The organism is Aeromonas sp. QDB54 (genome assembly GCF_027707385.1).
Taxonomy (GTDB): domain Bacteria; phylum Pseudomonadota; class Gammaproteobacteria; order Enterobacterales; family Aeromonadaceae; genus Aeromonas; species Aeromonas hydrophila.
In genome coordinates this window covers 52194-69066 of record NZ_JAPCIT010000009.1, presented here as the reverse complement: position 1 = coordinate 69066, position 16873 = coordinate 52194, and the positions used below count along the sequence as shown (strand labels likewise).

Below are 16873 nucleotides of genomic sequence, written 5' to 3'. Positions count from 1 at the left end.
ACAGACTGACATCCGTGGTCTGAAAATGGGTCATGGTAATATCCATATTGATAAAGGTTCATCACACTAAAATATCGATGTTAAATCTAGTATCACATATTCTGAAGAATGCTAATGAACAAGTTGTTACCAAATATTACTTAAGAGGTTCACCTTTATTGTGGTGAGACATTTTGTCTTGCTTTGCTACTTGCAACATAAATGCATTAATTGCTTCACTTATTCTTTTTATCTGTAGTCAGCAATGTGCTTGACGAGCCATGGATAAACATATCGGCCATATATTGATACCGCTGACCGCTTCCATGTTTTTATTTTTCATATCGGTTTTCTGGAGCTCGATATGCGCGACTCCTGATGGAAGATGAACCTGGTATCGAGGCAATGGTGAAGGCAGGCAGAGCAGATGGCATTGCGTTGAGATCTTCGCTTGACTGGAGACGTCAACAGCAAGTGAGGTGATAGCGTCTTTTGGGTGTGCTCATTCTGCAGCCAGATCACCACCAGCTGATCCACGTTGACCAAGACGATGAGGAGGATGCTGGGGACAAAGGTCGAGATAAAGCGCTTCGAGTTGCCGAGAGAACCCTGGTTGTTGCCCTCAGCTATCCGGACAAGTTGCCAGCCAATACGCTCGAATCGAGGAGTGCATAGCACCAGCGGCAGGCCCAGAATAACTGGGGCAACGGCCCGGCTGGCGGGATGATTTTGTCGCTGCAGTGCAACTTGTCGCAACAAATGATGCAAGAGGAGTGCTTTTGCGCACAATTGACCGTGGTACTGGCCTGTTGCCTTGTTGCAGACAAATCCAACATCAGCGACAAAAATCATATAAAACATTAACTTGGATTTAAGATTTTCGCTTTCGAAGACGCTTATGTCGTTTCATCATTACTATTTATGGATCAGTTATAAAACCTTTGTTCATTTGACTACTTTTCGCGTTTCTCATTGCAGAGTAAGATGCCACTTCAATAAAAATAAGAATTAGGAGTTCGGGTGTGAAGGCATTAGTAAAAGAAAGGGTATCGCCCTATATAAGCCAGTTATATGAGTGCGGTATTAATGATTCTGACATTAAGTTGGTAGTGGATCAGTTCCGCTCCGACGTGTCGGGCAGCTCGTCGCTGTTCTTGTTGCGCGATGATGACAAGAGTGATGGCATCAAGCTCTTCGCGAGCGGCTTGACTGAGGCCCAGCAGCAGTTCTACGTCCAGCACCATCGCCAGGATGTGTGGTTCAATCACTATCTGGACAAGGGCTGCCAGGGGATCGTCAGCGCCAACACGCTGTCCAACTCGGCGGGTCTGCTGGCCAGCTTCGGTGCCCAGTTCGCGGCCGGCGGTGTCTGCCGGGTGAAGGGGCGGGGGCTTAGCAGCCTGTGTACCTACCGGGCGGCCACCCAGGATGATTTCAGCGCCCAGGAAATTTCTTCCCTTGGCGAAGTTTATTCTGGCCTCGCGGCCTGGAGCCAACATTATTGGAACCTGCTGGCCCTGGAAACCCAGAACTATCAGCTGCAACAGCTGGTAAAAAACCACAATAAACCCAGCGCCATCGTGGATGACAAAGGGCATATTCATTATTCCAACGTGGCCTTCAATCGTATTGCCGACGAGAACGTGGAGTTGCGGGCAGGCAATGGTATTTTCTCGCTGCAAAATAAGGAGCAGCAACGCCAGTTCAAAGAGATATTGAATGGCTTTGCCTATCTACTACCCGGTGCCAGCGCTTATATGTCCATTCCCCGTCAGCCCAATCTGCGGCCGTTGCTGATCCAGTGCACCCTGATGAGCGGTCTTAACCGCTTCGAGCGGTATGTGGAAGTGGTGCTGCGGGATCCCGAACACTCCTTCAATCCCGACATCGAAGCGCTGGCCAGTCTCTATCCGCTCACCATCGGCGAGAAAGAGTTGCTGGTGCTGATGAGCAAGGGCTACAGCAGCAACGACATCGCCGAGCTGCGCGGCGTCAAGGTGGAAACCGTGCGCTCGACCCTGAAAGGGGTCTTCAAAAAGACCGACTGCCACAGCCAGAACGAGCTCTTGCTGTTGCTGCAATCCATCTCCTGATCCATGCAAGCTATGCTTGGAGTGAGCCGGACATAGTGCCCGGCTCGCGCCTCCCGGCCGGGAGGCCGGTTGGGGGAATGCAGGATGGAATCACTCAAGGCAAAGGATTACATGCAGACTCGGCCCATCACCTTCAGCGCGGAGATGATGGTGCAGGCGGCGGTGGAAAAATTTCTCAACAGCCGTCAGCTTGGCGGTCCCGTGGTGGATGGGCGGGGTCATCTGATTGGCTGGGTCTCCGAGCAGGACTGCATCGCCGTCATGTTGAAAGAGGCCTATCACTGCGAACAGGTGGCCCAGGTACGGGACGTGATGCGCAAGGAGGTGCTGGCCGTCGGCCCCGATACCAGCATCCTGGAGCTGGCCGAGATGATGATGGGGCAAAAACCCAAGATCTACCCGGTGGTGGAGGAGGGGCATCTGCTTGGGGTCATCAGCCGCCACGACGTGATGCAGGCCATCCATGCCCAGCTGGGAGCCTGCTTCGTGCGCAAGGCGCGGGCCTGAGCCCGGCTGATGGGGGCACTGTTGTCATCCCAAGAGCAGGCATCTGGCCTGCTCTTTCTTATGGTGAGTCCGTCATGAAGGGCTTGCTACCCGGATAACGCCTCTTTCATCGCCCTTGCGGCCGCTTTAAGGCTTGCACCCTCCGGCCTCGCTCTTTAGGATCTCTCCCAGCTATCGATATGGCCCCCTTGCCGGGCACTCTTTTAAGGAATTCGTACCTTGTCTCTCTCTATCGAGGCGCTGCGCCGCCGTCTCCCTGCCTGCATGAATCTCGACGCCCGCCGTCTCTCCAGCCGTCTGCACGGGGCCAAGAAGCTGCCCGAGGGCAAACAGGCCGCCGTACTCGAGACCATCGCCGCCGATCTGGATGCGGCACAGGCGCGCTACCAATCCCGTTTGGCGGGCGTACCCAAGGTCACCTATCCGGACAACCTGCCGGTCAGCCAGAAGCAGGCGGAGATCGCCAAAGCCATTGAAGAGCATCAAGTGGTGATCATCGCCGGTGAAACCGGCTCGGGTAAGACCACCCAGATCCCCAAGATTTGTCTGGCGCTCGGGCGCGGAGTGAAGGGTTTCATCGGCCACACCCAGCCAAGACGTCTGGCGGCCCGTACCGTGGCGGCCCGTATTGCCGAGGAGATGGAGTCCGAACTCGGCCACTACGTGGGCTACAAGGTGCGCTTTACCGATCAGGTGAGTGAGCAGACTCACATCAAGCTGATGACCGACGGCATCCTGCTGGCGGAGATCCAGAACGATCGGATGCTCACCCAGTACGACACCATCATCATCGATGAGGCCCACGAGCGCAGCCTCAACATCGACTTCATTCTGGGCTATCTCAAGCAGTTGTTGCCAAGGCGCCCCGATCTCAAGGTGATCATCACCTCGGCCACCATAGACCCGCAGCGCTTCTCCCGCCATTTCAACAAGGCGCCGGTGATCGAAGTGTCAGGTCGCACCTACCCGGTGGAGGTCCGTTATCGTCCGCTCACCAGTGACAAGAGCGAGGGGCTGGAGGAGCGCGACGAGCTGCAGGGGATCTTCGATGCAGTGGAAGAGCTGGCCCGCGAGGGGCTGGGGGACATCCTCATCTTCATGAACGGCGAGCGGGAGATCCGCGATACCGCCGATGCCTTGCGCAAGCTCAACCTGCGCGACACCGAGGTGCTGCCGCTCTACGCCCGCCTCTCCAACGCCGAGCAGAACAAGGTGTTCCAGCAACACGCAGGGCGGCGCATCGTGCTCGCCACCAACGTGGCGGAAACCTCCCTCACTGTGCCCGGTATCCGGTATGTGATCGATCCGGGTACCGCTCGCATCAGCCGCTACTCCTGGCGCACCAAGGTGCAGCGCCTGCCCATCGAACCGGTTTCCCAGGCCAGCGCCAATCAGCGTAAGGGGCGTTGCGGTCGGGTGGCGGACGGTATCTGTATCCGTCTCTACTCCGAGGAGGATTTCAACGGCCGTCCGGCCTTCACCGATCCCGAGATCCTGCGCATCAACCTGGCCTCCGTCATCCTGCAGATGCTGGCGCTCGGCCTTGGCAACATGGAGGCCTTCCCCTTCGTTGAGCCGCCTGAGTCGCGCCATATCAAGGACGGCCTGACCCTGCTCAAAGAGCTGGAGGCGGTGCGCGAGCTGCCCGCCACCGGTGATCGCGAAGCGAAACTGCAGCTGACCGAGACCGGTCGCCAGCTCTCGCGCATCCCCCTTGATCCGCGTCTGGCGAAGATGGTGATCAGCGCGGCGCAGACCGGTTGCCTGAGCGAGGTGATGGTGATCACGGCCGCTCTCAGCATTCAGGATCCTCGCGAGCGGCCCATGGAGAAGAAGCAGGCCGCCGACGAGCAGCACAGACGCTTCGAAGACAAGGATTCTGACTTCCTCGCCTTCGTCAATCTGTGGAATTACCTGAAAGAGCAGCAGGATGCCCTGGGCAGCAACCCGTTCCGCCGCATGTGTCAGAAGGAGTTTCTCTCCTACCTACGGGTGCGCGAGTGGCAGGACATTCACTTCCAGCTGCGCCAGACGGTCAAAGAGCTGGGTTTTAAAGCCAACCATGAACCGGCGGATTTCAAGACGGTGCACTGCGCGCTGCTGACCGGCCTCTTGAGCCATATCGGCAACAAGGATCTGGAAAAGCCCGAATTCCTCGGGGCCCGCAATGGCCGCTTCCACCTGTTCCCGGCCTCGGGTCTGTTCAAGAAGCCACCCAAGTGGGTGATGGCCGCCGAGCTGGTGGAGACCTCGCGCCTCTACGCTCGCATCAACGCCAAGATTGAACCCGAGTGGGTGGAGCCGCTGGCAGGTCACCTCATCAAGCTGCACCATAGCGACCCCCACTGGTCGAAGAAAAATGGCGCCGTGATGGCCAAGGAGAAGGTGACGCTTTATGGCCTGGCCCTGGTCAATGAGCGCACCATCAACTTCAGTCGCATCGATCCGGCGCTGTGCCGTGAGCTGTTTATCCGCCGTGCCCTGGTGGAGGGGGATTTCGAGACCCGCCATCGCTTCTTCAGCGATAACCGCAAGCTGCTGGCCGAGGTGGAGGCGCTGGAGCACAAGTCCCGTCGGCGCGACATCCTGGTGGACGATGAGGACTTGTTCCGCTTCTACGATGCCCGCTTGCCGGAGGAGGTGATATCAAGCCGCCACTTCGACAAGTGGTGGAAAGAGGCGCAAAAGCAGGACGCCGAGCTGCTCAACTTCGAGAAAGAGATGTTGATGAAGGGGGATGCCGCCCATATCAGCGATCTCGACTACCCCAATTTCTGGCAGCAGGGGCGCCTCAAGCTCAAGTTGACCTATCAGTTCGAGCCGGGGGAGGCGGCAGATGGTGTGACCCTGCATATTCCGCTGCCGCTCCTGAACCAGGTGGAGGTGAAGGGGTTCGAGTGGCTGATCCCGGGGCTGCGCCATGAGTTGTTGGTGGCTCTCATCAAGTCGATGCCAAAGCCGATGCGCAAGAACTTTGTGCCGGCGCCCAACTATGCCGATGCACTGCTCGCCAGCATCAACCCCGAGCAGGGGCCGCTGCTGGACGAGATGGAGCGCCAGCTGCGCCGCATGACCGGTGTGACCGTGCCCCGCGAATCCTGGGACTGGGCTGCGGTGCCCGAACACCTGAAACTCACCTTCCGGGTGGTGGACGACAAACACAAGAAGGTGGCGGAAGGCAAAGATCTGGAGGCCTTGAAAGAGTCGCTGCGCGGCAAGGTGCAGGAGACTCTGTCACAAGTGGCGGACGATGATATCGAGCAGTCTGGCCTCACCCTGTGGAGCTTTGGCGAGCTGCCGCAAGAGTACAGTCAGAAGCGGGGCGGGTTCGAGGTGAAGGCCTATCCGGCGTTGGTAGATGAGAAGGATTCGGTCGCCATCCAGCTGGTGGAGAGCCCGGTGGTGCAGCAGCAGCTGATGTGGGCCGGTCAGCGCCGGCTGGTGCTGCTCAACGTGCCATCGCCCATCAAGTATCTGCAGGAGAAGCTGCCCAACAAGGCCAAGCTGGGGCTCTATTTCAACCCGTTTGGCAAGGTGGCCGAGCTTATCGACGACTGTATCGCCTGTGGTTGCGACAAGCTCATCGAGCAGCACGGCGGCATGGCGTGGGACGAGGCCGGTTTCGAGGCGCTCAAGGAGTATGTCCGCGCCGAGCTCAACGATGCGGTGGTGGAAGTGGCCAAGCAGGTGGAAGCCGTGCTGACCCTCTCCCATGAGATCAAGAAACGGCTCAAGGGCAAGATGCAGCTCGACACCGCTTTTGCCATGTCCGACATCCAGCAGCAGCTGGGCAACCTCATCCACAAGGGCTTTGTCACCGAGACCGGCTGGCAGCGGCTGCCTGACTTGCTGCGCTACATGCGGGCCATCGAGCGGCGCCTGGAGAAGCTTGCCATCGATCCCAACCGGGATCGGGTCTACATGCTCAAGGTACACAGCGTGGAGTCGGAGTACAAGGCGCTGCTCGCCAAGATCCCCAAATCCCAGCTTATTCCCACCGAGGTGGCCAATATCCGCTGGATGATCGAGGAGCTGCGGGTGTCGTTTTTTGCCCAGAATCTGGGAACCCCCTATCCGGTGTCGGATAAACGGGTGCTGAACGCTATCGCTCAGTGCTAATCTGCTGTAAAGGAGAGAGGCCGGTGCCGTATTGCCGGCCGGTTGGACGCTGACGGAGGAGCAAGGATGCTTGGAATCTGGTTAGGGATGGCGATGGTCAACATCAGTGGCTATCAACCCATTGCCGAGCAAACCTGGGTGCAACTGAATCCGGAATACTACCCGCTGCAACGCACCCCGCCCGCCATGTTCGTGGCCTGGCGGGGCAATCAATTTCCCACCCTGGAACTCAAGAAGAAGAAGGGGCGCTGGCAGGTGCTGTTTCCGGCCAGGCTGGTGCCACCGTTCGATCTGTTCGAAGGGGAGGCGGAGCTTTCCAAGGCCTATCTGGCCAGGTTAAGGCGCATTGACGAGGCGGCCTACGGGCTGGCACCCGTTGCGGCTCCCCCTTACCAGCAGCATCAGCAGCAAGAGGTGGCCACCCTTGGTGTGCCCTTCATGGCCGAGTTTGCCGCGCCACAGCGACCAGGTCAGCCCCGTAGCAATAGTACAGAGGATGCCGAGCCCCTGCTGGCCGTTCTGAATCTGCGAGCCGCGGACTGGCAAGCGCCTGCGACGCTGCTTGCACAAGCAGGTGAGGCGCAGGATCCCGCGCTGGTTTCACTGGCAAGCGAGCCGACCGGCAGTACCCTCACGCTGGCGGCGCCAGCGGCGGGCGGCAAACGGGTATGTCATCAGGTTGCGGCGGGGGAGACGCTCTGGCGCATCGCCGCCATGCTGGCCCAGAGCGGTACCGTGACGGGGGCGGCGGGGGATACCTACAGCTATCTGCTGGCCATCGTCGATGACAATCGGGCGCTGATGGGCAACGGCATTCGGGTCAAGGCCGGAGACACCCTGTATTGTCCGGCGCCACAGACCCTGGCCCGCTTCGATGCCCTGAGCCCGGCTCAGCGGCAGCAGCGCTTTGCCCGCTTGGAGCAGGGGCGTTAAGGTCTCTTGTCACTGTTCGGGGCCCGTGATAGTATGCGCCCTCGTTTTGCGAGGTGCTGACCGGTCGCAGTCAACACCATACATTCATCCATATGAGATAAACATTATGTCTTTCGTATTCCAAGCTGAAGTCCGTTCTGACCTGGGGAAAGGTGCGAGCCGCCGCCTGCGTCATGCTGACCAAGTTCCTGCCATCGTTTACGGTGCAGGCAAAGAAGCCCAGTCCATCACCGTTGACCACAAGAAATTCATCCTGGCCCAAGAAAAGCCGGAATTCTACGAGTCTGTACTGACTCTGGTTATCAACGGCGAAGAAGTTAACGTGAAAGTGAAGGCTATCCAGCGTCACCCGGTACGTTACAAGCTGGTTCACCTGGACTTCGTTCGCGTTTAATCGACAGCAAACGTTCCAGTAAAGAGGCCACCCAATTGGGTGGCCTCTTTGTTTTTACAGCATTTTTCCCCGATAAAAATAAAATACTCAAATAGTACTGTTAGTCTTTACTTGAAGGCATGATTGACAGCAACACACCAACTGTGATGCTCTGGCATCTATAAAGTATTCGAACAAGTCCAAATACGGGGTAATGTTGACCGTGATGAAGGGAATCATACGGGGATATTTCCTGCTGTTCACACCCATTCTGGTACTGGTTTTGGTGGGTGGGTATCTGCTGGGTGACGCACTGATCGAGCGCGAGCTCTACCGTGTACGCAGCGATGAGAGCACCTTCCTGTCGCTTGCCAGCGGTCGTCTCGATGACGAACTGGCGGTGCCGCTGCGCCATGTGCGCAGCATGTCTGAAGAACCAATCCTGCTCGAGGCGGCGGGTCGCAACGAGCGTGACAACATTGCCGCCCAGTTTACCGTGTTGATGAACCGCAATCCTGACTATGCCCAGGTACGCTGGCTGGCGCCCGATGGCATGGAGTTGGTGCGCTTCAATCGTCAGGGCCAGCATCTGCAGCGTGTGCCCGATGACCAGCTGCAAAACAAAAAGGATCGTTACTATTTCCGCGATGCCATGGCGCTGCCCTGGGAGCGGATTTACGTCTCGCCGCTTGATCTCAACGTCGAGCAGGGGGTGATCGATCGTCCCTTCAATCCCATGATCCGTATTGCCAAGCGCCTGCGCCTGGGAAATCGCGATCTGGGTTTGCTGCTCATCAACGTGCAGGCCGGCCGTATGCTCAAGGTATTCGCCAACAGCAGTGGCAGGGCCGCCGATCATACCATGCTGCTCAATCAGGATGGCTATTGGCTGCGCAGCCCGGATCCGGCACAAGAGTGGGGCTTCATGCTCGAGCGTCCGGACCTCACCTTGAAGCAGTATTCTCCCCAGGCCTGGCAGGCATTCCTGGGGGCTTCGAGCGGCCAGGTTGAGCTTGCCGACGGTCTGTGGAGCTGGACCACGCTGTACCCGGCACTGAATCACGATCAGCTGGCCTGGAAGGCTGCCTCCATGGTGCCACGCAGCGAGCTGCTGGCCATTCGCACTCATATCTGGGGGATCATCTCGGCCACTTGCGCCATCTTGCTGTTGCTGTTCGGCGCCGCAGTGGCCTCGCTGGTGCTCAGCCGGCATCGGGAGCAGCTGGCGCAGCAGGAGGCGGCCAGACTGGCGCGGGTCAAAGGGGATTTCATCGCCAACATGAGCCACGAGATCCGCACCCCCATGAACGCCATCATGGGGCTGGCCTACCTGCTCGAACAGGGGGGGCTCGACGATGGCCAGCGCGCCCTGGTACGCAAGATCCATCAGGCCGGGCAGGCTCTGCTCGGGATCATCAATGACATCCTCGATTTTTCCAAGATTGAATCGGGCCGGCTCGAGCTCGAGCAGGTGCCATTCAGCCTGGAAGAGGTGCTCGATCATGTGGCGGCCATCATGTCCACCTGCGTTGGCAACAAGCACCTCGAGCTGGTGGTGAGCAGCGCCCCCGAGCAGGCTGCCCACCTGGTTGGGGATGCCCTGCGCCTCGAGCAGGTATTGCTCAACTTGACCGGCAACGCCATCAAGTTCACCGAGCGCGGGGAGGTGGAAGTCAGGGTCGAGCTGGAAGCCGAGCAAGACGGCATGGCCACCTTGCTGTTTCGGGTGCGCGATACCGGGATCGGCATTCCGCCCGAGCAGCAGGCCAACATCTTCAATGCCTTCTCCCAGGCCGACACCTCCACCAGCCGCCGTTTTGGGGGAACCGGGCTCGGCCTAACCATCAGTCGCCGTCTGGTGAACCTGATGGGGGGCGACATCGGTGTCACCAGCGAACTGGGCAAGGGGAGCGAGTTCTGGTTCCGCGTCCGGCTGGAGCAGGTAGAGCGGCCAGAGGCTTTCCACGAGCGGTTGCAGCACGTCTCGCTGCTTATCGCCGACGACAACCAGGTGACCCGCGACACCCTGTCGATGACGGTGGGCTCCCTCGGCTGGCAGTCACGGGTGGTGGAGTCGGGCGAGCAGGCCTTGCACCATCTGCTGCGGCAGGGGGAGCGTTTCGACGTGATCCTGCTCGACTGGATCATGCCGGGCATGGACGGTCTCGAGACCTGCGTGGCCATTCGCCAAGCCTTCGAGCAGCAGGATCGCTCGCCCATCATCATCATGGCAACGGCCTATTCCCAGGAAGAGTTGATGCGCCGCCCCGGCTCGGAGCAGGTGGATCTGGTGCTGCACAAGCCGGTCACCGGCTCCAGCCTCTACAACGCAGTGGCGCGCCTCATCCATGAGAAACGCGAGCACGTGGATCTGCTGGAGAGCGGCCAGCGCCGTCTGCGCCTGCCTGGCATTCACATACTGCTGGTCGATGACAGCGACATCAACCTGGAGGTGGCAACCCGCCTGCTGCAGCGGGAGGGGGCCGAGGTGATCACCGCGATCGACGGGGAGCGGGCCCTGGCCTGTCTTGCCGACCCGGCGCAGCGTATCGATCTGGTGCTCATGGACGTGCAGATGCCGGTGATGGATGGCTACGAGGCGACCCGTCGCCTGCGCCAGCTGCCGGGACACAAGGAGACGCCCGTGCTGGCACTCACCGCCGGGGTGTTCAAGGATCAACGCGAAGCGGCGCTGGCCTGCGGCATGAACGATTTCATCGCCAAGCCGCTCGACGTGGAGCAGCTCATCGCGACCCTGTTGCGTTACCTGCCCGACAGCGTGGTGCCGCTCACGATCAACGACGCGCCACCTGCCGTGGAGCCGGTGGCCGGCATTGATATCGATACCGGGCTTCGCAACTGGGGCGAGGCCTCCGTCTATCTCAAATACCTGCGCCGATTCCGCGATGACTACATGACGGTCGGTACCGTGCTGCCGGACTACATCGCCCAGCACGAGACTGATGCGGCCGCGAGCCTGACACACAAGCTCAAGGGGGTGGCGGGCAGCCTGTCGCTCACCGATGTGGCGCGCATCAGTGCAGAACTCAATGAGGCCATCGAACAGGGTGGGGACACCAGTCAGCTGATGGCTCCCTTCCTTGAGGCGCTGGAGCGGGCGCAGCAGGCCATCGACCTCTATGCCGGACGCGAGCCGGGGGCCGTCAGCTCCCCGTTGGCGCAAGGTGAAGCGCAGGAGGTGTGCCTGCACGCCCTGCGTGAGGCCCTTGTAAGCGAGGATCTGGAACTGATTGAACCGGCGCTGGGCCAGGCCAAGAGTTACTTGCCTGCTGAGCTGGTGAGCGAGATCAGTGCGGCCCTGGAGCTGTTCGACATCCAGCTCGCGACGTGCAAGCTGGAGGGGTATCTGGACAATCGGGAGGTACCTGGATCATGAATCGACCGCGCGTGTTGATCATCGACGACGAGCCGAGCAACCTCGGGCTGTTGCGGCAAATCCTCAAGGAGGAGTACAGCCTCTTTTTTGCCAAGGGCGGCGAGGAGGGGCTGGCCGCCGTGGCGCGCCACGAACCGGCCCTGATCCTGCTTGACGTGCGCATGCCTGACATGGACGGCTACGAGGTGTGCCGCCGGCTCAAGGCCGATCCGGCCCACGCCGGGATCCCGGTACTGTTCATCACGGCGAGCGACAACCCGGACAGCGAGAGCCAGGGGTTCGAGGCGGGCGGGGTGGATTACATCTACAAGCCGGTCTGCCCAAGCACAGTACGGGCCCGAGTGCGCACTCACCTCTCGCTGGTGCGCCTCGATCAGCTCGAGCGCAGCTACCGTACCGCCATCGTGATGCTGAGCGAGGCGGGTCACTACAACGACACCGACACCGGGGTACATATCTGGCGGATGGCCGCCTATGCCCGAGCCCTGGCCGACGCGGCAGGCTGGAGTGCGGATCAGTCCGAGCTACTGGAGCTGGCGGCCCCCATGCACGACATGGGCAAGATTGGGATCCCCGATCACATCCTCAAGAAGCCCGGCCCCCTTACCGAAGATGAGTGGGCCATCATGCGCACTCATCCGCGCATCGGTTACGAAATCTTGAAGCGCTCAGACGGGCTCATCTTCCGGATGGCGGCGGAGATTGCCCTGCATCACCACGAGAAGTGGGACGGCTCGGGTTATCCCGCAGGAGAAACCGGCGAAGGGATCCCCGAGGCGTCGCGGATCGTGGCCATCGCCGATGTGTTTGACGCCCTGAGCGTGCGTCGCCCTTACAAGGAGCCTTGGCCGTTGGAGCAGGTGCTGGTGACGATGCGTGACGGTGCTGGCCAGCACTTCGATCCCCGGCTGCTCGCCTGCTTTCTCGAGATCATGCCGGAGATCTTGCGCCTCAAGGCCCAGTGGGACACCCGCGAGGAGCGGGGGATCACCAGATAGGTTGCGTCAGGTAGGGATTGCTTGCCTGCTCGCGGCCGAAGGTCGAGCTGGGACCGTGGCCGGGGATGAAGACGATGTCATCGCCAAGGGGCAGCAGGGTCTCGGTGATCGACTTGATCAGCGTCCCGTGATCGCCACGGGGAAAGTCGGTCCTACCTATGCTGCCGGCAAACAGCACGTCGCCCACCCAGGCGAGCCGCTCGGTTTGAGAGAGCAGCACCACATGGCCGGGGGTGTGGCCTGGGCAGAAGTACACCTCCAGCTCGCATTGACCCACCTTTACTTTGTCACCTTGCTCAAGCCAGTGATCCGGCGTGAACGCGGGGGTATGGGCGAAGCCGAACATCTGGCTCTGCTGGGGCAGCATGTCGAGCCAGAACCCATCCTCTTTGTGGGGGCCGGTGATGGCCACCCCGGTTTTCTCCCGCAGCTCGACAGCGGCACCCACGTGATCCAGATGACCGTGAGTCAGCAGGATATGGGTTAGGGTCAGCCCGCGTTTGGCGATGGCGGCCAACAGCTTGTCTGCTTCGCCGCCCGGATCGATGAGGGCGGCCTGATGGGTCTCGTCACACCAGATAAGGGAGCAGTTCTGGGCAAACTGGGTGACCGGGATCACCTCGAATTTCAACATATGGGGTCCTCTTGATGGGCCGCTGATTCAGGCGCGCTGCTTGGCAAAGAAGTCGAGGCAAGCCTGCTTGTCACCCTGGAAGATGATGCGCTCGCGCTTGTTGCCAAGCTGGTAAAGATACATGGGATCGTAATAGCGGGTCAGCAACAGGGTGATCCAGGCCAGGTGCAGCGAGGTATCACCGCTGCTGGCCTGCTCGGTGAGGGCCGTCTGCATCAGCGCATCCAGCTCGCGGTGAGCCTGATCGCCGAGACGGCGCTTGAGGCGAGCCAGCGCATCGGTCAGGTAGGCGGCAAACAGCGGCCAGCCCTCTTCAGCGCCGAACATGGCCTGATAACGCAGCCAGAGATCGTGCACATAGTCCTGGCGGATCTGTTCAGCCCGCTCGCTCTGCGGCACATCCACCACCACCAGCGGGGCCTCGCACATGGCATCGAACAGGGTGTTCGGCAGGCAGCAGCGACCGATGAGCCGGCTCTCGTCCTCTACCACGAAGGCCTGTTCGCCCTTGTGGCGGCGCTTGAGCAGCTCGATGGCCATGTTGTTTTCAAAGTTGATGTTGCCGGGCTGGCCGCCGGGCAGCTGGCCAAAGGAGGATCCCCGGTGGCAGGCATGGCCTTCCAGATCGAGCGCCTGGGACACCTCGGCCAGCATGTGGGTCTTGCCGGAGCCGGTCATGCCGGTCAGCACGGTCCACTGGCACTCTGCCGCCGCCCCATCGAGCGTGTCGATGAGGAAGCGGCGCAGATCCTTGTAGCCGCCGGCGATCCGCGGGCGGGTGACCCCAGCTTCATGCAGCCACTGCTGCACCGTTTGCGAGCGCAGGCCGCCGCGAAAGCAGTAGAGCACGGCATCCGGTTGCCGGCACAGCTGGGCCAGCCAGCCCTCGAGGCGTTCTGCCCGTACGGCGCCACCGACCAGTTGATGGCCCAGTGCGATGGCGGCCGCCTGCCCCTGCTGCTTGAAGCAGGTACCGACCTGAGCCCGCTCATCATCCGTCATCAATGGCAGATTGGTCGAGCAGGGGAAGGCCCCCTCCTTGAACTCGATGGGCGCGCGCAGGTCGATGAGCGGAACGTCATCCAGAAAAATCCGGGCGTAATCCGTGGCCAGTGGCAGTGCACTCATTGGACAACCTCGATGAACTGGTTGCCGGTGCGGGCCTGCAGCTGGCCGATGGGGGAGAGGGTCAACCCTGCCTGTGCGGCAATGGCGAGGAGCTCGGCTTCACTTTCTTTACCGACGGCTACCAGCAGGCCGCCGCTGGTCTGCGGGTCGCACAGGATGTTGCGGGTGCGATCATCCATGGCGTCCAGCTTGTCGCCATAGGAGTCGAAGTTGCGCAGGGTACCGCCCGGTACGCAGCCCTCACTCAGGTAGTAATCCACCTCGTCCAGCAGCGGCAGCGCCTTGAAGTCCAGGCGGGCACTGACGCCGGAACCTTCGCACATCTCCAGCAGATGGCCGGCCAGACCAAAGCCGGTCACGTCGGTCATGGCGTGTACGCCGGGTAGCTCGGCAAAGCGCTGGCCAATCTTGTTGAGGGTGCACATGGCGTTGGGGGCCAGTTGCTCGTGCTCGGGTTTGAGCTTGCCCTTCTTCTGGGCGGTGGTGAGGATGCCGATGCCAAGGGGCTTGGTCAGATAGAGGGTATCACCCACCTTGGCGGTGTCGTTCTGCTTGATGGCGTTGAGCGGCACGATACCGGTCACCGCGAGGCCGAAGATGGGCTCGGGGGCATCGATGCTGTGGCCGCCGGCCAGAGAAATACCCGCTTCGTGGCATACCTGGCGGCCGCCGTCGATCACCTGCTGGGCCATTTCCGGCGCCAGGGTGTTGATGGGCCAGCCGAGGATGGCGATGGCGACGATGGGTTTGCCGCCCATGGCGTAGATGTCGCTGATGGCGTTGGTGGCGGCGATGCGGCCGAAGGTGAAGGGATCATCGACGATGGGCATGAAGAAGTCGGTGGTGGAGACGATACCCTGACCGTTGCCGATATCGACCACGGCCGCGTCATCCTTGCTGCTGTTGCCGACCACCAGCGTCGGGTCGTCAAAGCCCGGGATCTGGCTTTTGAGAATGGTGTCGAGCACCTTGGGAGAGATTTTGCAGCCGCAGCCAGCGCCGTGGCTGTATTGGGTCAGACGAATGGAAGACATACTTTCCCCTTGTGTGTGCAAACTTGCGTGTACAAATAAGTGCAGCGGCTCTGTGGAGCCGTCAAATGTGCGCGTATGCGCGCGAAATTCGGGTGGCCTTGGCTGGCTTTGAGCGCAGCGATGTCAGGCAGCCGTGCAAGGCAGTCTGGCAGGACGGGGGAGGAGAGGCGACAGATGCGCCGGCGCAGCCCCGCCAAGGGCCACAGGACGGGCCATTATGCCATAAATGGTCTTTCAGGTTCGAACTGGAATTCACACAAAGCGCAGGGAATTGGCGGGTTTAGAGGAAGGGATCCGTTGGGCATGACGCCGGCAAGGTCCTCCCCCGGCGTAGCCCCGAAGGCGAGCCATGCTGCCATCGGGGCCATCTTTTGGTGGGGAACTTAGCCGGCTTGCTCCATTACCGGCTGGCGAGTTTTGCCGAGCCGGCGCAGACGCCGTTGCAGCGGCCGCTCCAGCAGGGTGTAGCTCAGCGCCGAGAGCCCGATCAGCACCGCCAGCATCAACAACGTGGCCAGCACACCCAGCAAGGGGTTGGTCTGGGCGTACCACCACGCGGTGAGCCCTGGCGCCAGATAGTGGACAAGCTCGCAGCCGGTGAGCAGCACCAGGGCGTGCAGCAGGTAGATGGAGTAGGAGAGATCCCCCAGCCAGTTGGTGACGCGGTTATCCAGCAGGCGCAGCAGCGGGCTCTGGCGATCGCCCTGGCAGGCGGCAATCCAGATCAGCAACACGTAGGCGCTGATCAGCAGCAGGGTCAGCTGCGGCGTCATGGTGAACTGCATCAGTGCGAAGGGGAGCAGAAAGGCGATCAGCAGCGGCAGATCCTGCTGCATCATGGGCCACTGGCGGGCAGCCTTCACCTTCGGCAGCAGCCAGAGGCCGAGCACGAATTCACTCACACCGCGCCCGATGGCCAGCGCCCCGCTGGTGACATCCAGGGTACCCCGGCTGTGCACGATAAAGGCCAGCACAGTCAGGGCCAGCAAGGGGGCGAGGTTGCTCCAGCGGCTGTGGGTGACGGCGAGGGGAATGAGCAGCGGAAACAGCAGATAGCTAATCCACTCCACGCTGAGCGACCAGGCGGCGAAGTTCCAGGTCAATCCGTGATCGGTCACCACCTGCAGCAGCAACAGGCTGCTTGGCAGCGCCTCGGCCGGGGTAAAGGGCGAGCCGAAAGGAGGCATCCCCTCCCACTCCCACATTTTGAACAGGGGGCCGGCGTAGAAGCCAATCCCATGGTGGGCCTTGTAGAGCTCCCACCCCACCAGCAGCAGCAGGGTCACCAGGTAGAGGGGATAAACCCGGGTCAGTCGCAGCCAGAGGAAGCGGCCATAACTTATGGTGCGGGGCGTGCGGGCGAAGGCCTCCCCGTAGACGTGGGCCAGCACCAGCCCGCTCAAAATAAAGAACAGATCGACCCAGAGGTAGCCGTTCTCGATGAGTTGGGTGTGGCCGGCGATCGACTCCATCCACTGGGGAAAGAGCAGCAAGCGGGCGTGGAACAGCACCACCATCAGGGCAGCGATGCCCCGCAGCGGCGTCAACAGCGGCAATGATTGATTCATGACGGGATCCTTGATGATGTTCAGCTTGGCCTGACATCAATTTTTGTTGTGGTGCCGCTCATCAACCCTGATGAGTCGGCTGCCCTGGCTTGGCGGCCACAGGCGGGATC

Annotated in this window: 12 protein-coding genes; 7 read left to right on the top strand and 5 right to left on the bottom strand. The window is 60.7% G+C overall.

The annotated features are described in order from the left end of the window. Positions 1-318: 318 nt before the first annotated feature. Positions 319-831: a hypothetical protein gene (locus tag PG881_RS11000; protein ID WP_270799935.1), complete on the bottom strand. Its 513-nt coding sequence runs from the start codon at positions 829-831 to the stop codon at positions 319-321. 170 nt (positions 832-1001) lie between these two features. On the opposite strand from PG881_RS11000, the gene PG881_RS10995 reads away from it, so the two are divergent. From PG881_RS10995 to PG881_RS10965, 7 genes are all read left to right on the top strand, one after another. Beyond that, positions 1002-2072 carry a helix-turn-helix transcriptional regulator gene (locus PG881_RS10995; RefSeq protein WP_011706072.1) on the top strand — a complete coding sequence of 357 codons (1071 nt, stop codon included), beginning with the start codon at positions 1002-1004 and terminating at the stop codon, positions 2070-2072. A gap of 84 nt (positions 2073-2156) precedes the next feature. After that, positions 2157-2579 (top strand): CBS domain-containing protein, encoded by a 423-nt coding sequence (locus tag PG881_RS10990; RefSeq protein ID WP_017408387.1) that lies wholly within the window; start codon positions 2157-2159, stop codon positions 2577-2579. Between the two features lie 219 nt (positions 2580-2798). Beyond that, complete coding sequence (gene hrpA, locus PG881_RS10985) at positions 2799-6698, top strand: ATP-dependent RNA helicase HrpA (protein WP_270799932.1); 3900 nt, start codon at positions 2799-2801, stop codon at positions 6696-6698. Between the two features lie 66 nt (positions 6699-6764). After that, positions 6765-7631 carry a hypothetical protein gene (locus PG881_RS10980; protein WP_270799929.1) on the top strand — a complete coding sequence of 289 codons (867 nt, stop codon included), beginning with the start codon at positions 6765-6767 and terminating at the stop codon, positions 7629-7631. Positions 7632-7737: 106 nt separating this feature from the next. Beyond that, positions 7738-8025, top strand: coding sequence for a 50S ribosomal protein L25 (gene rplY, locus PG881_RS10975; RefSeq protein WP_024945378.1), 288 nt, complete (start codon positions 7738-7740; stop codon positions 8023-8025). Positions 8026-8230: 205 nt separating this feature from the next. Next, on the top strand, positions 8231-11401 hold the full coding sequence (locus PG881_RS10970) for a hybrid sensor histidine kinase/response regulator (RefSeq protein WP_270799927.1): 3171 nt from the start codon (positions 8231-8233) through the stop codon (positions 11399-11401). Next, positions 11398-12399 carry a response regulator gene (locus tag PG881_RS10965; protein WP_270799925.1) on the top strand — a complete coding sequence of 334 codons (1002 nt, stop codon included), beginning with the start codon at positions 11398-11400 and terminating at the stop codon, positions 12397-12399. The genes PG881_RS10970 and PG881_RS10965 overlap by 4 nt, the downstream gene beginning before the upstream one ends. On the opposite strand, the gene PG881_RS10960 is transcribed toward PG881_RS10965, so the two are convergent. The 4 genes from PG881_RS10960 to PG881_RS10945 form a co-directional block, all read right to left on the bottom strand. Further along, positions 12389-13033: an MBL fold metallo-hydrolase gene (locus PG881_RS10960; RefSeq protein ID WP_270799923.1), complete on the bottom strand. Its 645-nt coding sequence runs from the start codon at positions 13031-13033 to the stop codon at positions 12389-12391. The genes PG881_RS10965 and PG881_RS10960 overlap by 11 nt on opposite strands. A 27-nt stretch (positions 13034-13060) precedes the next feature. Then, a complete protein-coding gene (mnmH, locus tag PG881_RS10955) occupies positions 13061-14161 on the bottom strand; it encodes a tRNA 2-selenouridine(34) synthase MnmH (RefSeq protein ID WP_270799922.1) in 1101 nt (366 codons plus the stop codon). After that, positions 14158-15195, bottom strand: a complete 1038-nt coding sequence (selD, locus tag PG881_RS10950; protein WP_270799920.1) for a selenide, water dikinase SelD — start codon at positions 15193-15195, stop codon at positions 14158-14160. The genes mnmH and selD overlap by 4 nt, the downstream gene beginning before the upstream one ends. Before the next feature lie 383 nt (positions 15196-15578). Beyond that, complete coding sequence (locus tag PG881_RS10945) at positions 15579-16763, bottom strand: acyltransferase family protein (RefSeq protein ID WP_202001055.1); 1185 nt, start codon at positions 16761-16763, stop codon at positions 15579-15581. Between the last annotated feature and the right edge of the window lie 110 nt (positions 16764-16873).

Bases quoted from the DNA above. Each gene is read 5' to 3' on its own strand.
- PG881_RS11000 (WP_270799935.1), bottom strand. From the start codon at position 831: ATGATTTTTGTCGCTGATGTTGGATTTGTCTGCAACAAGGCAACAGGC.
- PG881_RS10990 (WP_017408387.1), top strand. From the start codon at position 2,157: ATGGAATCACTCAAGGCAAAGGATTACATGCAGACTCGGCCCATCACC.
- PG881_RS10980 (WP_270799929.1), top strand. From the start codon at position 6,765: ATGCTTGGAATCTGGTTAGGGATGGCGATGGTCAACATCAGTGGCTAT.
- rplY (WP_024945378.1), top strand. From the start codon at position 7,738: ATGTCTTTCGTATTCCAAGCTGAAGTCCGTTCTGACCTGGGGAAAGGT.
- PG881_RS10970 (WP_270799927.1), top strand. From the start codon at position 8,231: ATGAAGGGAATCATACGGGGATATTTCCTGCTGTTCACACCCATTCTG.
- PG881_RS10965 (WP_270799925.1), top strand. From the start codon at position 11,398: ATGAATCGACCGCGCGTGTTGATCATCGACGACGAGCCGAGCAACCTC.
- PG881_RS10960 (WP_270799923.1), bottom strand. From the start codon at position 13,033: ATGTTGAAATTCGAGGTGATCCCGGTCACCCAGTTTGCCCAGAACTGC.
- mnmH (WP_270799922.1), bottom strand. From the start codon at position 14,161: ATGAGTGCACTGCCACTGGCCACGGATTACGCCCGGATTTTTCTGGAT.
- selD (WP_270799920.1), bottom strand. From the start codon at position 15,195: ATGTCTTCCATTCGTCTGACCCAATACAGCCACGGCGCTGGCTGCGGC.
- PG881_RS10945 (WP_202001055.1), bottom strand. From the start codon at position 16,763: ATGAATCAATCATTGCCGCTGTTGACGCCGCTGCGGGGCATCGCTGCC.